The organism is Pseudomonas sp. zfem005, assembly GCF_032621735.1.
GTDB lineage: Bacteria > Pseudomonadota > Gammaproteobacteria > Pseudomonadales > Pseudomonadaceae > Metapseudomonas > Metapseudomonas solani.
The window spans coordinates 1-17,504 of record NZ_JAVYJE010000004.1 but is presented as its reverse complement, the minus strand read 5'-3'; the positions used below and the strand labels follow the sequence as shown (position 1 = coordinate 17,504).

At 65.7% G+C, this 17,504-nt stretch carries 4 protein-coding genes; all 4 read right to left on the bottom strand.

The window, feature by feature from the left end; all coding sequences use genetic code 11:
• Positions 1-234: 234 nt before the first annotated feature.
• Positions 235-12,921 (bottom strand): filamentous haemagglutinin family protein, encoded by a 12,687-nt coding sequence (locus RTW82_RS09695; protein WP_316924953.1) that lies wholly within the window; start codon positions 12,919-12,921, stop codon positions 235-237.
• Positions 12,922-13,129: 208 nt separating this feature from the next.
• Positions 13,130-14,284 carry a substrate-binding domain-containing protein gene (locus RTW82_RS09690; RefSeq protein WP_043245897.1) on the bottom strand — a complete coding sequence of 385 codons (1,155 nt, stop codon included), beginning with the start codon at positions 14,282-14,284 and terminating at the stop codon, positions 13,130-13,132.
• Positions 14,285-14,848: 564 nt separating this feature from the next.
• Positions 14,849-15,616, bottom strand: coding sequence for a DUF2145 domain-containing protein (locus tag RTW82_RS09685; protein WP_316924952.1), 768 nt, complete (start codon positions 15,614-15,616; stop codon positions 14,849-14,851).
• 934 nt (positions 15,617-16,550) lie between these two features.
• A partial coding sequence (locus RTW82_RS09680) for a DUF6396 domain-containing protein (RefSeq protein WP_316924951.1) occupies positions 16,551-17,504 on the bottom strand: 954 nt, incomplete at its 5' end.

Below are 17,504 nucleotides of genomic sequence, written 5' to 3'. Positions count from 1 at the left end.
AAGGCACCCTTGTAGGGGCGAATTCATTCGCCAAGGACCGCGCAGCGGTCCCCTGAGCCGCACTTAAATCCTCGCCAACCTCGAGCGTACGGCGCTCCGCTTCAGCCCACCGCTCTTGGCGTGTTTCGAGGCCCAACTGCGGTTGCCCCCACTCCCCCAACGAAAAAAAGAGCGGCACTCGCCTGCCGCCCTCGGGAAAGGGATACCGCCCCGCAGGGCGGTGAAGGGGTGGGATCAGAGGGTCAGGTTGCGCTGTTCCTCCGGGGTCAGCTGGTTGCGTGCCTGGTCGTCCAGTTGGCCGGCGCCGAGCACCTGCACGCTGCTGCCGGGGTCGTAGGTCGGCGTGCGGCTGGCGCCCTCGTTGGTGGGCTCCACCCGCTCGTTGCCGAAGCCCAGTACCTGCACCGTGAAGATCGACGGCTGGCGCTGGCGCGAGGCGGCCTGCTGGTCGCGGGCCACGCCTTCGGCGGCGTCGCTGGCGGAGCTTGCCGCCGAGCTGGCCGAGGACAGCGCGCCGGTGTTCACCGCGGCCACCACCGGCACCCCGCTGGACTTGCCCTGCACCTGGATGTTGGCGGCGTTGACCACCTGCAGCGCAGCGATGTTGACGTTGCCGGAGACGCGGATGCCCGCCTCACCCGCATCGATGGTGCCCAGGGGCGCCAGCAGGTCGATGTCGCCCGGCGGCACTTCGGCGATGGGGGCCAGGGTGGCGATGCCGGCACCGGTGCTGGGCACGGTGGGCGACAGGGTGACGTTGCCCCAGTTGTCGTAGACCCGGCGCGGCGGCGTGTACACCAGGGTGGTCTTGGAGCCACGCCCGGCGTTGATGTCACCGGCCGAGGACCAGGCCAGGATGTCGCCGCCGAAGGTGGTCATGATGCGGCTCTGGCCCAGCAGCACGCTGCCGTTGGCGAACAGCTGGATGTCCCCCGCGCCCTGGGTGATGACCCCGGCGGTGGACGGCGGCGCCTCGCCCTCGATGCCGAACACCTGCTGCCCGCCCGGGGTGAGCATCTGGATGCCGCCACCGAAGTTGGTGTGCACCCCGGCCCCGCCGTACATCGTGATGTCGCCCTGGTAGAGGATCGGGTTGCCGGCCACGTCGTGGGTGGGGAACAGTGCGGCGATGGCGTTGCGGCCCCGCAGGTAGCTGCCGAAGCGCGGGCTCTCCGCATCGTTGTACTCGCGGCCACCGGCACGCAGCTCGGCGAAGTAGATCTCCCGGGCGAACACCCGCTGCTGCTCCGCCGGCAGCGCGGCGTAGTAGGCGCGTGCTTCTTCGCTCGTGCCGCTGAAGCCGAAGCGCTGGGCCAGCCAGGCCTCCAGTTCCACCTCGTAGGTCTTGCCCACGCCGCCACCCGCCAGGCTGCCGCCGGCCTCGACGCGGTTGGCCGGGTCCAGGTAGAGCTGGGCGAAGGCCAGGTACTCCGGGCCGGCGCCGACGCCGGCCTGCATGACGATGTCCGCCCCCGGCCGGTTGTCGCCCGGCACGATGGCGCCGAGGCTGGTCACCGCGGCCTTGTCTTCCATCAGGATGTTGCGCCCGGCACTGATCTCCAGCGTGCCGGGGCCGGCGACGTTGAAGGTGCTGTAGAGGATGTCGCGGCCAGCCGAGACGATGGAGATATCGGTGGGGTCGTCGTGGATGAAGAGGTTGCCGGTGCTGGTGGCCAGGCCTGCGAACTGCGGCAGCAAGGTGCCGGTCAGCTGGCCGCTGTTGACGATATCGCGGCCGGCCATGATGCGCGCCGGCCGAGCCGCTTCGTACCAGGTCTCGCCCGCCCTCGGTGCACTGGCGAAGGTAATGAGCTCGCCGGTGCGCAGGCCGATGATGTCGCCGTTGAGGGCATAGAAGCGTGCTGGCTCGTCGGCACCGCGGTAGGCGCTGCGGGTCCCCGTGCCACCGAAGGCGAACAGGCTGCGCCCGAGGCTCCCGGCGCCTGACAGGTCTCCCTGGTTGGCGCCATTGGAATCGAGGTAGTAGAAGGCCGGGTTGAAGGGGGTCGCCAGGCTGGACACCGGTGCATTGCTGGGCGTGATGGCATAACCGCCGGCATAGATCGAGTCGCCTGCCAGGAATTCCAGCTGCGCTCGGCTGCCGGGCGCCAGCAACAACGAATAGCGGGTGGTGTTCAGGCTGTTGTCCGTCCACAACGCCGATGGGCCGTAGTAGAGGCTGCCGCCCGGTGCTGTGGCACGCAGGATCGACGGGTAGACGAAGCGGCCATCGGTGGCGGAGAAGTCCAGGCCGCTACGAACACTGTCGTTGGAGCCCGCAGGAAGCTCACCGACCTGCGTCGAGGGAGTGAGGTTGCCGCCTGCGGAGAACAGGTCGATGGCCGTGTGGTCGGTCCACAGGCTGAACCATGAGCGGCCAATGCTCTTGCCGCCATCGAGATCCACCGGCTGCCAATTGCGGGCGTCGGTCCGCCCGGCATCGGCCGCGCCGCCAAGCACCAGGTCACCCCGGGCGTCCAGGCTGATGGTGGCGTCGCCCGGCACCAGTACCAGGCCGCCGGTGGCGCTGGCCATGGTGGCCTTGAAGGGGTCGTAGGCACGGCTTTCGCGGGGGTCCTGCGACATCTGCAGCGGCCCATTGACCTGCTCGATGCCGCCGAAGGAGCCCGCACCGGCACGCACGGCGCCACGTAGGTTGGCCAGGCTGCCATTCAGGTCATGGCGTTGTGCGACCGGGCGGCTCCGGTCGTCCAGCATCGCCCGCGCCGTCAAGGCCGGGTTGAGCCCACCGCCCACCTTCAGATCGAGGTCGCCACCGCCGGTAAGCACCAGTTCACCGTCCACCATGCGCCCGGTCGAGCCCACCGCCAGTACCAGCCCCTGGCTGCGGGTGGCGATGGTGTTGTCCAGGGTGCCCCGGGCCGCCAGCATGCCGGCGTCGCCGCCGACACGTACATCGAGGTTGCCTCCCCCCAGCGTTCCGAACCCGGTGAAACCGGTGAAGGCGACGTTGTCGTTGAAGGGCATGTAGGTGCCGAAGTTGACCCACCAGGCGGTGGGCACCTCGCCATTGACGCCGCCGCCCTGGCGCCACAGCCAGTTGCTGACGCTGGAGCTTTCGGGCTGGCCGGTTCCCCCCGCCTTCAACAGCTTGGCGCCGAGGATATCGCCGGTCAGGTCACCGCCGACGGAAAGCAGCAGGTTGCCGCCATGATCGGGGTACCAGGCGCGATAGAGGCTGCTGGAGCCGCCATTGACCAGGGCTTCGTAGCTGCCGCCGTTCTTGCCCAGTACCGTCGTATCGAGCGTGCCGTTAGACAGCTGAGTGAAGCCCCGTGGCTGATTGAAGACTGCTGACGCTGCCAGATCCAGGGAAGAGGTGCCGGCCGTATAGATGCCGTACAGGGACTGCATGCTGAAGTCACCAGCACTGATCAGGTCCAGGTCGCCGGTACCGACTCGAAGCACACTGAAGCGACTGGTTCCCAGTGCGTATTCATATTCCGTTGGCGCCTGCGTAGTTCCACCGCTACACAAACTGGCCCAGGCGCAGACCTCGTCCTCGGAGATGGCGAACTCCAATGCGACTTCCGCCACGGGCCTCCCCGCCTGGGAAGCGTCCCCATAGAACACCGTGGAGCCCTCGGCAGTCAGCAGGCGCGGTGACGCCGCTGCATTGCACAGGCTGGCCCAGGCACAGACCTCGTCCTCGGTGATGGCGAATTCGGCTGCCACGTCCGCCACGGATTTACCGGCGTGGGATTCGTCCCCGTAGAAGGTCATGGAGCCTTCGGCCGTCAGCGTGCGCGGAGCGGTCGTTGCCTTGCACAGGCTGTCCCAGGCGCAGACCTCATCCTCGGAAATGGCGAACTCCGCTGCCACGTCCGCAACGGGCTTGCCGGCATGGGACTCGTCGCCATAGAACACCATCGAGCCTTCTGCCGTGAGCACTCGCCCACCTGTGGGCTGCCCGGGCTTGGCGGTCACCAGGTAGCCGTAGTGCGTATCAGCCACGCGAAGCTCACCCCGCTCGGCGTAGGGGTCCACCAGGCGAGTGTCTGCCGCCTGCAGATCGGCGCCTGCCACGGCGCGTAACGACCAGGATTGAGTGCCTTCGGCCAGCATCTGCGCGGCGGCCCAGTTGCGCCCTTTGCCATCCCCGCCACGCAGGTTGACCTTCTCCACGCCGGCGGCGAGCTTGACATCGGTTCCGGCGGGGATGAGCGCCCCCAGGGCCAGGGTCAGGCTGCCGGACTGGACGACCACATCCGGATGGCTGCTGTCGACAGAGCGCAGCGGGTTGTTCGGCAACGCCACGCCCTTGGGCCAGTCCATGCCCGTGACCGCCGTGTCGCCCACCAAAAGCGTGCCGGCGCCGAGGATCATGTCCTTGGCCAGGGTGATATCGGCGGAGAGTCGCGTACCTGCCGCATAGGCCAGGCTGTTGTCGGCGTTGCGTATATCACCGGAAAGCACGGTTCCGGCTGGCAGCGTCAGAGGCTGATCCAGCGTCGCAGCGATCGGCAGGCGCGTGCCGGCCGCCAGGGTCATGGCCTTGATGGGCAGGTCGTAGTTGAGCACGGTCCCCGCCGGGAAGGCGGTGCCATCCTGCAACTCGATACCTGCGCGCGGCACCACCACATCGCCATTGAACATCTGCTTGCCGGACGTCAGCACCCAGCCGGCGTCGTCCTGGGTTTCCGGCGGCGGCATGAAGCCGTCGTTGACGCTGCCGAACACGGAGAGGTCGCCACCGGCGCGGATCACCAGGTTGCCCACTTCACCCGAGCCATACACGGCGCTGGATTTCTGGGTGTTGGGATTGAGGCTTTCGTAGCGATGGCCGGAAAGGTCCAGGTCGCCCTGCACCACCAGGTCGCCGTCAGCGGTCTTGCTGACGATCTCGACGCCGGGGCGCAAGTGGAAGGCGTCGGCATAGGCGGCGTTATTGAGGCCGGCCAGCTTGCCGTTGACCAGCGCGCCATTGGCCAGGGCGTTGCCGATGAAGGCCAGGCTGTCGGTGTGTTTCTGGTTCAGGTAGTTCTGGTCGATCTCCTGGTAGCGGTGCCCGTTGACGGGGTCGGTGACCTCGCGGGCGTCGTCGTAGCGCTGCACGCCGTTCACCGCGATCAGCCTGGCGCCCTGGATGTCCAGGCTGCCGCTGGCGTCGATGGCGATATCGCCGGCGGTGGCGCCACCCAGGCGCGGCGCGTTCAGTTCCAGGGTGCCACGGGCCTTGCCATCATGGCCGCTTGTAGCGGCGGTGCCGTGGCGCAGGTCGATGTGCGCGCCATCGGCCAGGGTCAGCAAGCCGTCGCTGGAGCCCAGTTCCACTGTGGCGCGGTTGGGTGAGTCGATGATCTTGCCGTAGCTGTCCACCCGCAGGCGGGTGCCGTGGGCGTCCAGCAACGCCGTGCCGCTGATGGTCAGGCCCTGCTTGCCGGCCAGGCGGATGGAACCGACCCGCTCGCCGCTGGCGTCCACGGTGCCGTTGACGGTGAGCGTGCCGCCGTCCACCGAGACATTGATCTGCCCGGCCTTGAGGCCGTCGCCAATCACCAGGTCGCCCTGCTTGAGCTGGAAGCTACGGGCCCCGAACACCTGGCCCTGGTTGAGCCGCTGGTTGAGGGCGGCGAAGTCGTCACTGAGGCTGCCAGCGCCTAGACGCTGCGCACGGATATCGACGCTGCCGGCCTTGAATGGCATCAGGGTGCCGCCAGCGTCGTAATAGCCGCTGCTACCACCGAGGATGCTGCCGCGCAGGTCGACGACCCCTGCGCCGGCGGCCAGGGCAGTGGCCTTGAGGCTGCCGCCCTGGTTGTTTTTGGCCGACAGGTCGATCACCGAGCCGGCGGCTTGGCGGATATCGCCGTTGCGGCTTTCCAGGATCAGGTCGCCGCCCCAGCTGTATTTGTTCACGTCGTTGAAGGTGACCTTGCGTCCGGCCAAGTCGATGCGCGCGGCATCGGTGAGGGTCAGCTGTTCCTCGGCCTTGAGGCTCAGCTTGCCGCTGGGCAGCACCACGGCGCCCTCCAGCAGCAGATTGCGGCCGCTGAGGGACAGCTCGGCACCCAGGGCATCACCGCCGATGCTGGGCACTGCATTGCCGTTCGGCGCACTGACACGGATATCGCCGCCGGCAGTGATGTGGTTGACCGAGCCCGCACCGCCGGTCATCACCGGGGTGCTGATGTTCAGGTTGCCGCCGCTGTACTGGAAGCCCTTGCCGGTGACGTAGCCGTCCTGGCGCTGGTACACCGACAGGCCGCCCTTGTGGTTGGCGGTGACGCGCTCGCTGGCGTTGAGGTTGACGTCGGCGAAGCCCACGGCCAGGCGATCGCGAATTGTCGTGGCGGTGGGTTGCGCGTCCGGCTGGTAGCCGAACTCGATGCGCTCGGCGTCGATCACCAGGTTGCCCGCACCGGTGCCGGCACCGCCGGTGATGATGGAACCGGCCTCGTTGTGGGCGCCGTTCCAGATCAGGTTGGAGGTGTGGATGCGCGCGGTCTCGCCCGCCTCGCCCTTGCCGTAGAGGGCCGGGGTGGTCAGCACCAGTTCCTTGAGCCGCGACTTGCCGTCGGCACCGTAGGTATCCAGGCTGGCGTTGCCGAAGAAGTTGAGCGAGTCGCGAGCGCCCAGCACCAGGGTTTCCAGGGCCGGCGCGCCGGTGCTGGTATCACCGCGCAGCAGGCGGTCGAGCACCTGCTGGTTGAGGGTCAGGCCGCTGGGCAGCAGGTTGCGGGCGGCGAGGTCGGCCAGCGCCTCGGCGCTGCCGACGTTGATGCCGCCCACTGCCAGGGTCAGGTTGCGGGTGCCGTAGTTGACCGCTTCGCCCAGTTCGAAGGCGTTGTCGGTGGCCGTGGCGATGGTGCCCTCGGAGTAGAGCCCGGTGGTACCGCTACAGATGCCATCGCACACGCCGATGCGGATGCTGCCCGGGGCTTTCTGTGGCTCCTGCGGGTTGGCAGCGTCCGGGGCCAGCATGTTCAGGTAACCGTTGGAAACCGCCAGCACGCTGTTGCGCCCCGGCTTGTAGATGTAGCCATCGCGGGAGTCGCGGGGTGCATCGCCCTGGCCCAGGGTGTTGATGCTGGCGCCCTGCTCCACCGTGATGCCACCGGTGGGCCCGGCGGTGACCAGGAAGACTTCCGGGGCCTTGAGGGTCGCGCCGCTGCGCAGTACCAAGTTGGCGGTGCGGGCCACGCTACCGCCCGTGCTGCTGGCACCGTCGTCGAACTGGATGAAGTTGCCGCCCTGGCCGTAGAAGGAGCGCGCATAGGCGCCGATGTTGAGGCTGCCGGCACCGATGGCGTTGAGGGATTCATCGGTCAGGGTCACGCCGTTGAAACCGGCGGTGGCGCCCTGCCCGGCCCTGACGATCTCCAGGTTGCCCGTGGAGGTCTGGGTGATGCTGGAGGTGCTGCCACGCCCGCCCTCCCCGCGCGCCTTGAGCAGTTCGCCGGCGAAGCTGAAGCTGGGCCGGTCGGTGGTGTTGTTCGCAAAACTCAGGTTGAAGGCCTTGGCGTCCCTGGGCATCAACGCGGCGGGAATGCCCAGGCGCGCCGCGTCGGCCTGGAGGAACTGGCTGAAGCGGGTCTCGTTGTACTGGGAGTAGCGGCGCAGCACATCGGCCGGGGTGAGGATCACCTGGCTGGCCAGGCTATCCCGCGCGCCGCTGGCCAGGCCCAGGGTGCCGGCGGTGGACCAGGAGCCATTGCGCATGGCCTGGGTGGCGATGACGCCGCCCTGCCCGGCCAGGCCGTTGACCTCCACGCGGAAGGCCCCCGGCAACAGCGCGTAGGTGGATGGCAGCAGCGTGTAGGTGCCCGCCGGCAGACCCGGCACGCCGGCGCCGAGGGTGATCTGCTGGCCCACCCTGGGGTCGACCGCGCCGCCCTCGCCGCCCTGGGGCGCGTAGCCCGCCTGCACGCCGGGGACGATGGCGTAGACCGGGTTGCTGCCGAGCGCCGGCAACAGGAAGCCATCGGCACCGTACTGCATCAGCGGATTGAAGCGCGCATCGGTGGAGCCACCGCGCCCGGAGACGAAGCCCGCGCCCACCAGCTCGCCACCGCCGGATACATCCACCACCGCGCCCTGGGCGACATCGATCACCTGCCCCACGAGGTCGACCTTGCCCGGCATCAGGCTCTGCCCTTCCTTGAGCAGGCTGTTGGACAGGGAGACACCGTCGTAGAGCCAGGTCTTGCCGTCCACCGTGCCGCCGTAGGGGATCACCAGGCCGGCGCCGCTGACAGAAGTCAGGCTGCCGGGCAGCAGGTTGACGATGCTGGCAGGACGGGTGGCGTCGCCCTGATAGCCGAGTATCAGGTCGCCCAGCGGCGCGCGCAGGATGCCGCCCTGGTTGATGACGTCCGCCTGCAGGCTGAGCGAGCCGAAGGCCGAGTAGGGAACGGACGGCAGGCCTTGACCGCTGCGGGCGATGTCGATCCTCGACGCACTCAACTGCCCTTTGACACCGGTACCCGGATATATCTGGGCGGCGCTCATGGCCAGGTTGCCGGGCACTTGCAGGCGCATGGCGCGGGCGTCCTCCGTGCTCAGCAGCCGCAGGTCCCCCTGGCTGCTCAGGTGCATATCGGAGAAGGCACGGCGGTCTACCACCTGTGCGCCCCCCTGCAGCATCAGGATGCTGCCCCGGGAGCCGAGCCTGACGGCATCACGCACATCCAGCAGGCCTCTGGCCGATAGATTCAACTGCCCCGTGGCAGGGCGCTGCGAACTGCCGACGCGGATGGCGGTGTCCGTACTTGCGCTGTCAGCAGGCGCCCCCAATGCCCCGGCCAGGCGCAGGTAACCACCGCGCAGATCGACCACGGAACCTGCGGCAGCTGTCTCGGCCAGAGCGTAGGTACCGGCATAGAGGTTGAGCGCGTTGGCCATATCCAGGTTCAGAGTGCCGTCGAAGCTGAGCAAACCGGTGCTCAGCAGGGAGAGGTTGTCGAAACCGCCGGCCTCCACCTGCTCAACCGCCAGGCGGCCGTGGCCGTACTCCAGCAGCGTTGCGCCCTGGCCCGGCTCACCCGTACCCGGCAGCGATTCACCCCGCTGCTGTGCCAGGACCAGCTCCCGCGCCTGGCGTACTGCATCGGTCGCCCGGGGATCGTTTATCCGATAGGACGGGGCACCGAGTGCAACGGAGAGGCTGCCCCCCGATGCCCCTGCGCCACCGGCCTCGGCCTTGAACTGGCCATCCAGATAGAGCCCGCCGGTGGACGCGAAGGCGATGCTGCCGCCATGGCTGGCCACGGGGGTGGCGCCCTGCCCCGGGATGTCCAGCACGGCCTGGGCACCGGATGCGTCCAGGCGCGCGCCCTGGCGTACCACCACGAAGGCGTCGGTGGCGGTAAGGCCGCCCTTGGCGTGATCGATCTCACCGCCGACGACGATGCTGCCGCCGTTGCGCACCGTGCCATAGCGGTTGCCACGGCTGTCCACGGCCGTGACGGCGCGTGCGGCGGCATCCAGCACCGCGTGGTCGCCGATCCAGATGGACTGGTAGGTCTCCAGCGGTTTTTGCAGCTCGGTATCCGGGGCCGAAACGATGATCGAGTTGACCGAGATCCTTCCGCCCCAGGCGTTCAGGGTCCCGTCCACCGTCACCTGGCCGATGCCGGCCAGGCCGATGGATTGGCCCGGGTCGACGTTGAGTATCGCCCCCTTGCCCACCAGCAGAGGGGTGGTGGCGATATCACCCGCCGCCGTGATGCCGCTGCCGGCGCGCAGCGAAAGGCTGGCGCCCTGGCGCTGGGTCAGCACGCCCTTGGCGGCATCCTCCAGATAGACCGGGGGCGTCCAGGTTTCCAGGGCGTCACGGGGCGCGCCGCCCGTGGCCAGGTTGGTCGCCCCTTCGCCCTGCCGGTACACCGGCATGCTCACATCCACCCGGGTGCCCTCGGCCACTTCCAGGCCACGGTTGCCCGCCACCTCGTAGGCGGAGAAGCCCTTGTCGAAGAAGTCGCCACGCAGCAGCAGGGTGCCGGCATCGGCCGAGGTGGCGCTGTCGCTGATCAGCACCTTGCCGGCCTGCAACGCCAGGGTGCCACCGCCCTTGACGCCCTGGCCGCGCAGCTCGCCGCCCAGGCCCAGTACACCTGCGCCACTGGCGGTGTTGGCGTTGGCCGCCAGGGTGATATTGCCGCCCTTGCCGCCTTGCAGCTTGCCGCTGGCCAGCAACGCGGCGCCGGAGGAGACGTCCACCAGGCTGCCGCTACCCAGCAGGGTGCTGCCGCTGCTGCGCAGGGAGACGCTGCCGCCATCGAGGTAGGCCAGCGCACGGCTGTCGTTCGGGTCCAGCAGCAGGTTGCTCCACAGGCCGCTGGCATCGAGCCTGGCGCCAGCGCCGAGGGTGACGGACGCCGCTCCGCCCAGCGTGGTATCGGCCTTGCCGTTGGCGGTGATCTGGTTGAGCACGTTGCCCAGCTGGATGCTGCCGCCATGGGCGGTGATGTCGGCATTCACCTCCACCTTCGGGCCATACAGGGTGACGCTGCCCGCCGGGGCCACCTGCAGGTCGCCGTCGACGCGGATGCCTTCGCTGGCAGCCACCTTGACCGCCCCCAGGTTGAAACCGTTGAGCTGGGCACTGTCGAGATACAGGGTGCCCTGGCGCCCGGCCGGCAGGGCCGAGCCCAGGTCCAGCCCATCGGCGATGCGGGTGCCGCCCTCGCCGAGGATCACGTTCTTCAAGGTGTTGGCATCGGCGCCCAGGGCGTACTCCAGGGTGCCGCTGCTCTTCACGTACCAGGGGGTGTAGCTGCCCACCACCAGCTGGGCGCCACGGGCCACGGCCTTTTGCGACTGGCTGTAGCCATCCAGGCCGGCCTGGGCGCCCTGGGTCTGGCGCTCACCCTGGTAGGTGTCACTGGCCAGGGTGCCTTCCAGCACGGCGTTGCGGGTGCCGATCACCAGGGTCCCGGCGTCACGGCCCACGGTGTAGCCGCCTTCCTTGCGTTCGTTCGAGGCGATCAGCGGGTTGTAGTAGTAATCGGTCTGGCCCCAGCGCTGGCTATGGTCTTCGTAGCCCTTGTAGAGGCCGGTGTAGAGGATGTCCCCCGGTGCGCTGGAGAGCTCGTAGAGGCGCCCGTCGGCGCCCTTGAGCCAGGTCTGCTTGAGGGTGCCGGCCTGCACATCCAGGGTGCCGCCGGAGAGGTTGATCTGCGAGCCGGCCTGGGTCACCACCTCGTTGCCGGTGAAGCTGACGGTGCCGCCCTGGGCCATCCATTCCGCCACGCTGTGGCCCTGGGTGCCCAGGTAGCCGCTGACTTCCAGCAAGCCGCCGGCGGTGTACCAGCGGTCGGTGGCGTAGCCGTTGGTGCCGGCGGGCACGAACACCAGGTCGCGCACATCGACCCAGACATCGTTGTTGTTCAGGCCGCCACCGTCGCGGTTGACCGAGGAGTCGCGCTGTTCGTTGCCCTGCAGGTTGACCTTGACGCTGTTGGACGCCATCGCGACCTTGACCCCGGTGGCGCCGGAGACGTCGATCACCGCGCCATCGCGCACCAGGCTGCGCTGGCCGGCGTTGACTGCCACCTGGCCACCGGTGGCCAGGGTGATGGAGCCTTTCTGGAAGTCCACGGTGCCGCTGCTGTCGATCTGCACCAGGGACAGGTCGCGGCGGTAGGCGTCGCCGGGAATCACCTTGCCGTCCTGGGTCACCGCCGGGGCGATCAGCGCATTGCGCTGGCTGTCCAGGGCCGTGGCGCTGGCATCCAGCAGGATGGCGGTGGTGCTGCCCTCGCCCAGGGTCACGCTGCCGTTGGCGCCGGTGGCGGTGAGGTGCACCGTGCCACGGGCATCGGCCGAAGTGCTGGCCAGGGCCGCGCCGCTCTGGCGCACCTGATTGCCCGCCAGGGTCACATCGCCGCTGGCGGCGAGGATGACCCCGCTGTTGGTCACCGTGCCAGTGCCGCCGACGGTCACCTCGTTGCCACGGGTGGTGGAGGTCGGGCTGCCGTCGGTGCCATAGCCCTTGCGGATGGTGAAGCTGTCGCCCGCCGCCAGCAGCGCCTGGCCCTTGGGCGTGGCGATGGTACCGGCGTTGTCCACTTCCTTGCCCAGCAGCAGCACGTAGCCGCCACCGGCCGTGGAGGTGGCCGGCGCGGCGGTGTTGAGCTGCGCACCCTGCTCCACGCGGATGGCGCCCTGGGCGTTGGTGAAGGCCGGGTTGCTGCCGCTGTAGAGGCCGCCGGTCCTGAACTGCTCGTCGCTGAAGTCGGTGGCCGCGGCCACCAGGTTGCGCACGTTGACCTGGCTGCTGCCGCTGAACACCACGCCGTTGCCGTTGAGGATCATCACCGTGCCGTCGCCCTTGATCTGGCCCTGGATCTGGCTCGGCGCCGTGCTGTTGTTGACCTTGTTCATCAGGGCCCAGCTGGCGTCCTGCTGGAAGGCCACGGTGGTGTCGCGGCCGACGTTGAAGGTCTCCCAGTTGAGGATGGCCTTGTCGGCGGTCTGCTTGATGGAGACCAGCACCTTGCCGTTGGCGTCGGTCTGCACCGGCCCCTCGGCGTTGACGAACAGCGGCTTGCCGTCCGGGCCGATCACCACGTTGAGGCCGTTGCCGCCCAGGCCGTTATGCAGGGTCTGCGGCCCGCTGGAGGCGGCAGCGCGCCCCGCCGCCTGGGCGGCCTGGGCCGCGGCGATGGCGGCCACCGTGTTGTTCATGTTGGCGAAGGTGCGCCCCAGGCGTTCCTGCACCCTCTGTTGCTGGGCCAGGGGCGGCGGCGAGCCCGGCACCGGCGTGGTCGGCCGAACGGCGCCCGACGCCTGCGCAGCACCCTTGGAGGCGAACCAGGCGGAGCTGAATGCCTGCTCCGCCTGGGCGCCACCGGCCAGCAGCATCAGGGCGATGGCCTGGGCCAGGGGCTTGAGCGGCAGGAAGGTGTCGTGGCGGGTGGCGGTGCGGGAAGCGGGCTTGCTCGGCTGGGAACGCATCACTACGGATCCTTGTGTTCTCGCGAAAGACGGGCGCATCGCCCTCCCCTGAGGTGCGCGCCATGGCTATACCCCAAGGCGGTAGCAGCCGCGCTCGACCGAACTTTTGTCATGCAAAGTTCATCTGCCCGGCAGGCGGCTGAAACAGGAAAACCGGCAATGGCGCGAGGCCATTGCCGGTTCGTTGGAGCGGTGCCTGGTGAGAGGCTTAGAGCGGACGGCCGATCTGGTTGCAGGCGGTGGTGTTGCCGATGGCCAGGGAGTTGGTCGGGGTGTAGAAGGTGCTGCGAACAGCAGTCTTCCAGTCGTCGGTCAGCGGGATCAGCTTGTTGGCGATGATCTCGTCGTCGTTGTTGTTGAGATCATCGGTGTTGTAGTGACGGCCAACGAAATCACGGATGGAAGTGCGGTCGGCGGTGTCCTTGTAGCACTGGCTGAACACCAGGTTGGTGTAGCCGACGATCTTGTAGCCGCTGGCGGGGTTGGCCAGTACCGGTACCCATTTGGAGGGGTCGGCACGGTCAGCAGCGGTGGACGGCGGAGCGATGGTGCTCAGGGCGGTGGTGACGTTGCCGATGGTGGGCAGCAGGCCATTGACCTTGGCCACTACGGCGTTGTTGGTGGCATCGACGTCTTCCGGGCCGACGTAGCCGATGGCGCCTTCGGTGGAAGCGACGGTGCTGGCCAGGTTGGCACTGCCGGTGGCAGCGATCCAGGAAGCCGGCTCGGCACCGACGTTAGCGGTGGTAAAGGTGCTGTTGGTGGTGAACTTGGCCGAGCACTGGCTGTTCAGGTGACGGGTGAAGATCTCGGTGGTGCCGCTGCTGCCGGCACGGTAGACGACCGTGATGGCGGTAGCCGGGTAGCTGGCGTTGACCTGGTTCCAGGTGGTGATGGTGCCCGAGAAGATGTCGCACAGCTGAGCACTGGTCAGGTCCAGGTTGTTCAGCGCGGCGCCACCGGCCAGGGTCAGTTTGTAGGGGATGGTCACCGAGGTGGCGGCCGAGGGAACCTGGACCAGCGGGCCCCAGTTGGCGGCGCTGCTGGTGGGAACGGCCGGGGACTGGTGAGCGGCCTGGTAGGTGGAGATCTCGCTGGCGGACAGGATGGAATCGCTGCCGGCGTAGTCGACGGTGATGCCGGAAGCCAGGCCCAGCTTGGTGGAGTCGTTGGTCAGCACGGCGGATTTGCCGGCGCCGCTGCCCACGCCGATGTAGGCGTTGAAGCCCGACGACAGGACGGTAGCGGTGTTGTACAGGTTCTGCGGCAGGGTGGCGCCGCCACCGACTACGGCAGCCATGGCCTGGGCGGAGCACAAGCCGGCGACGGCCATGGAAACAGCGAGAACATTGCGCTTGAACATGAAGAATCTCCTTTCATCGTGTCTGGACGTTGAGTGGTTCGCTCTTGCATCACGCTGCGGCCTGGCCCCGAGCAACATTCCCCTGCTCGTCGGTGGGCTGGCCACGAGATAGACGTTCTCAATTTCCGGTGACAGAGAAAGGAAAAAACCTCGGGAGCTTGTGCGGATTTTTTCCAGTATTTATCGGGAGTTAGCGAAACTTTCCTGACATGTCGGCCAGTCCCTCCAGCCATATTTTCTACGGGGTGCGGATCACCCTCTCCCGCCATTGCTGAGCCGGGCTGTCGTTGCATGACGGAAGGATGAACCCGAGTGAAGGAAAAGCAGGGCTCAGGTGTGGGTGGCGCAAGAGTGACCATTGGAGAGGTTCACGCGCAGCAGCCTGTGGTACGAGGCTGGAGAATGTGCAAAGAAGGAGGAAGCGGTTAGCCCATCCCGACTCGGGGGCGTCGAAGAACCATGACTCGGCGCTTTGGGGCAGTTCCAGAGCACGTGCTTGATGCGTGAGCATATAAGAACGGCCCTGAAAGGGCCGTTCTGAACAGTGAATTACCCAATTTCACGTTAAATTTCGATCTCGTAAATCTCCTTACCCAAATCGTAATCCTTCATAAAGTTCGCAATGGTCGAATACGTTGCCGTCTTGATTTCTCCGCCATGTTCCTCGGGAAAGAAGTCCTGAACGAACATAGAGCCAAGCACTCGCTTCATGCTGCCGATTTTTATAGCCTGCGGCTTGAAATAGGCTCGCTTGTTTGCAGTTAACTGCGCGCGATCACTCGTGCCATAAATAGCACTAAAAAGAACGTTCAGCGTGAACCCCGTACAGTTCTGATACCGCTCAGAATCCATCTTCGCAACAACGGAGTAATTGGAGTTATGCAATTTTCGATAATCGGAGGAGTCGATTACTTGCAGCAGCTTCTCCTGGAGTGATGGCTTTGGAATTATCACGCCCGACTTCAATGAGTAGACTCCGGTATAGAAATCCAAAGGAAAGTCATTTATCAAGTCGCTGATGTTTTTCTGACCTTCGCGCTGATACAAATTATAAACCTGGTAGCCTTTCAGCTTCCGACCGTCTTGGGCGGTGATATCCGAATAAATCCAGAATGCCACATGAGTATATTTTACCCCCTCGGGCAGCTCGCTTTCCGGCCTACCGACCCGAGACACGATCGCAACTCTAGCCCCTCTTTCAGCAAGGCTTTTTTCCACTTTCTTGGAAAAGGAAATCAGTTGCTCGGCCGTGTACTGATCATTGTTTTCAGTCGCATCACCCTGGTTGGAGAAACCTTGTGCAATGGCAAGGTATGGAAACAATAACGCCAAGAAAGGCAACGTATATTTTTAAACATTTAATTTTCCTACTCCGCCTTCGGCGCGGGGCCTGCTGAAACTGTCTCGTCAGACACGTGCAGAGGTTTGGAATCGCCAGTAGCGTCCAGCAGGGTATCGCCGGCTTTGTCCGCTGCCTTTCCAACGGCGCCTACAGCTTTCAACGGCAAGGCCACGGCACCCGTGACGACTTGGCCTGAAGCCACCGCCCCGTGAGTTGCTGCGGAGGCGGCATGTCCCGAGGCAGCGGCTGCATGCTGAGTAGAGGCTGCGGCATGTTGATAAGGCCCGCCTGAGCAGCCCAACAAGACGAGCGCGAGCGCGGCAATACTTAACTGATTGGTATTCACTTCGAAAATTCCTTCTTGCTGTTAATTAAAGCATCGCATTCACTTCCTGATGGTTGCTGCTTATACAGAGCCACCATGATGCGATAGCAAAGAGCCAACATGTAAACTCAAGAAATAGTAAAAAAGGCATGCACTTCGAATTGACATGCAGCGCCTGCTCCAACTCGACCACCTGACAACTCTAATTCTTAAATTTACAAAGTGAGACTCTAAGCCATATCCAGAGCAGGAAATAGATGGCATGCGCCCATAATCGCACCTGGTGCCATCCTAATCTGGCAATGGAAATTTCCTAATACCAAGAAGGCGGGCGCAAGATCTTCTGTTTAAATTGAATCTTCCTCAATCAACCATAACGCCAGGTATAAAAGCGCCGCAGAACATAATTAGGCTCGAGCCACTCTACACCCCCGAATTGTGTTGCGCTGTCAGTTTTTGACATGCATTACATCAATGCCTAGGCGCTTGCCCGCAGTCATACCTAGCAGTGCTCCAGAAATTCGCATGCCCAACAGCGCTACACCCCTCCAAGTTGCTGGAAGACGGACGATGTATCGCCACCAGATGACTTACCCGAGCTATCCCCACCTGTGATCAATTCGTATTTTCGCATGCCCTCTCAACGGCCATGTGCGGGGTGTGCGTTGCTCCAATATCAGTGTGGGCAGTACCTCCCCTTCCTTGAAGTGCCGGCGGGCCTTGCCTTTCACGGTGATCCAGAAGAAATCCACACTCATCGCCGCCCAGTAGCCGGCACGCGGGCAAGGCTCCCCGCTGACGCAGATGAGCGACGAATCCAGGTAGACGAAGTGGGGCGACTCGGGCGTTGGCCGGCCGGTGGCGGGGTCGAGGTGCTTGTCCCTGGCCAGTTGGCTGATCAGCGCCTCGCTGGGCTTGGGCGGCGGGATATTGGCCTTGCGCTCCTCCAGCCACTGAAGCTTGCCGTCCCAGGGCGGCAGCTTGGCAGGAGGAAGCGGGAGGATTTCATTGATCTCGGGGACTTTGGGGGAGGCGTAGGAGTAGTCCGCAAGGATGCTCCAGATGGCTTTGTAGCGTTCGGCACGCTCGAGGTCTTTCTCTTGGCCCAGGTAGTTAAAAGTATCTGTTGAAGCAGGCTCACGAAAGCCATCGTCCAAATAGCCTGCTGAACTCTCATCGCCTGCAGCGACGCCTAATTGAAATACTTCCACCGCCTCTTGATAGTTATGCGCTACCAACAGATGAACGCCAAGCGCTCTAGCTGCTTGTTCATTCCCCTGCTCCGCCGCACAGCGCCGCATCTGCCGGGCGATATCCGGTGCGATATCGATGGGGGCCAGTTTGTCGGCCACATAGGCCTGGGCCGTGGCACTGCCCATATCGGCCGCCTTGCGGTAATACCGCAGCGCCATTKCCACATAGGCCTGGGCCGTGGCGCTGCCCATATCGGCCGCCTTGCGGTAATACCGCAGCGCCATTTCCTTGTCCTCTACCAATCCCAGGGCACCCTGTTGCAGCGAGAGGGCGATGATGGTGTAGCCCGTCGCCACCTT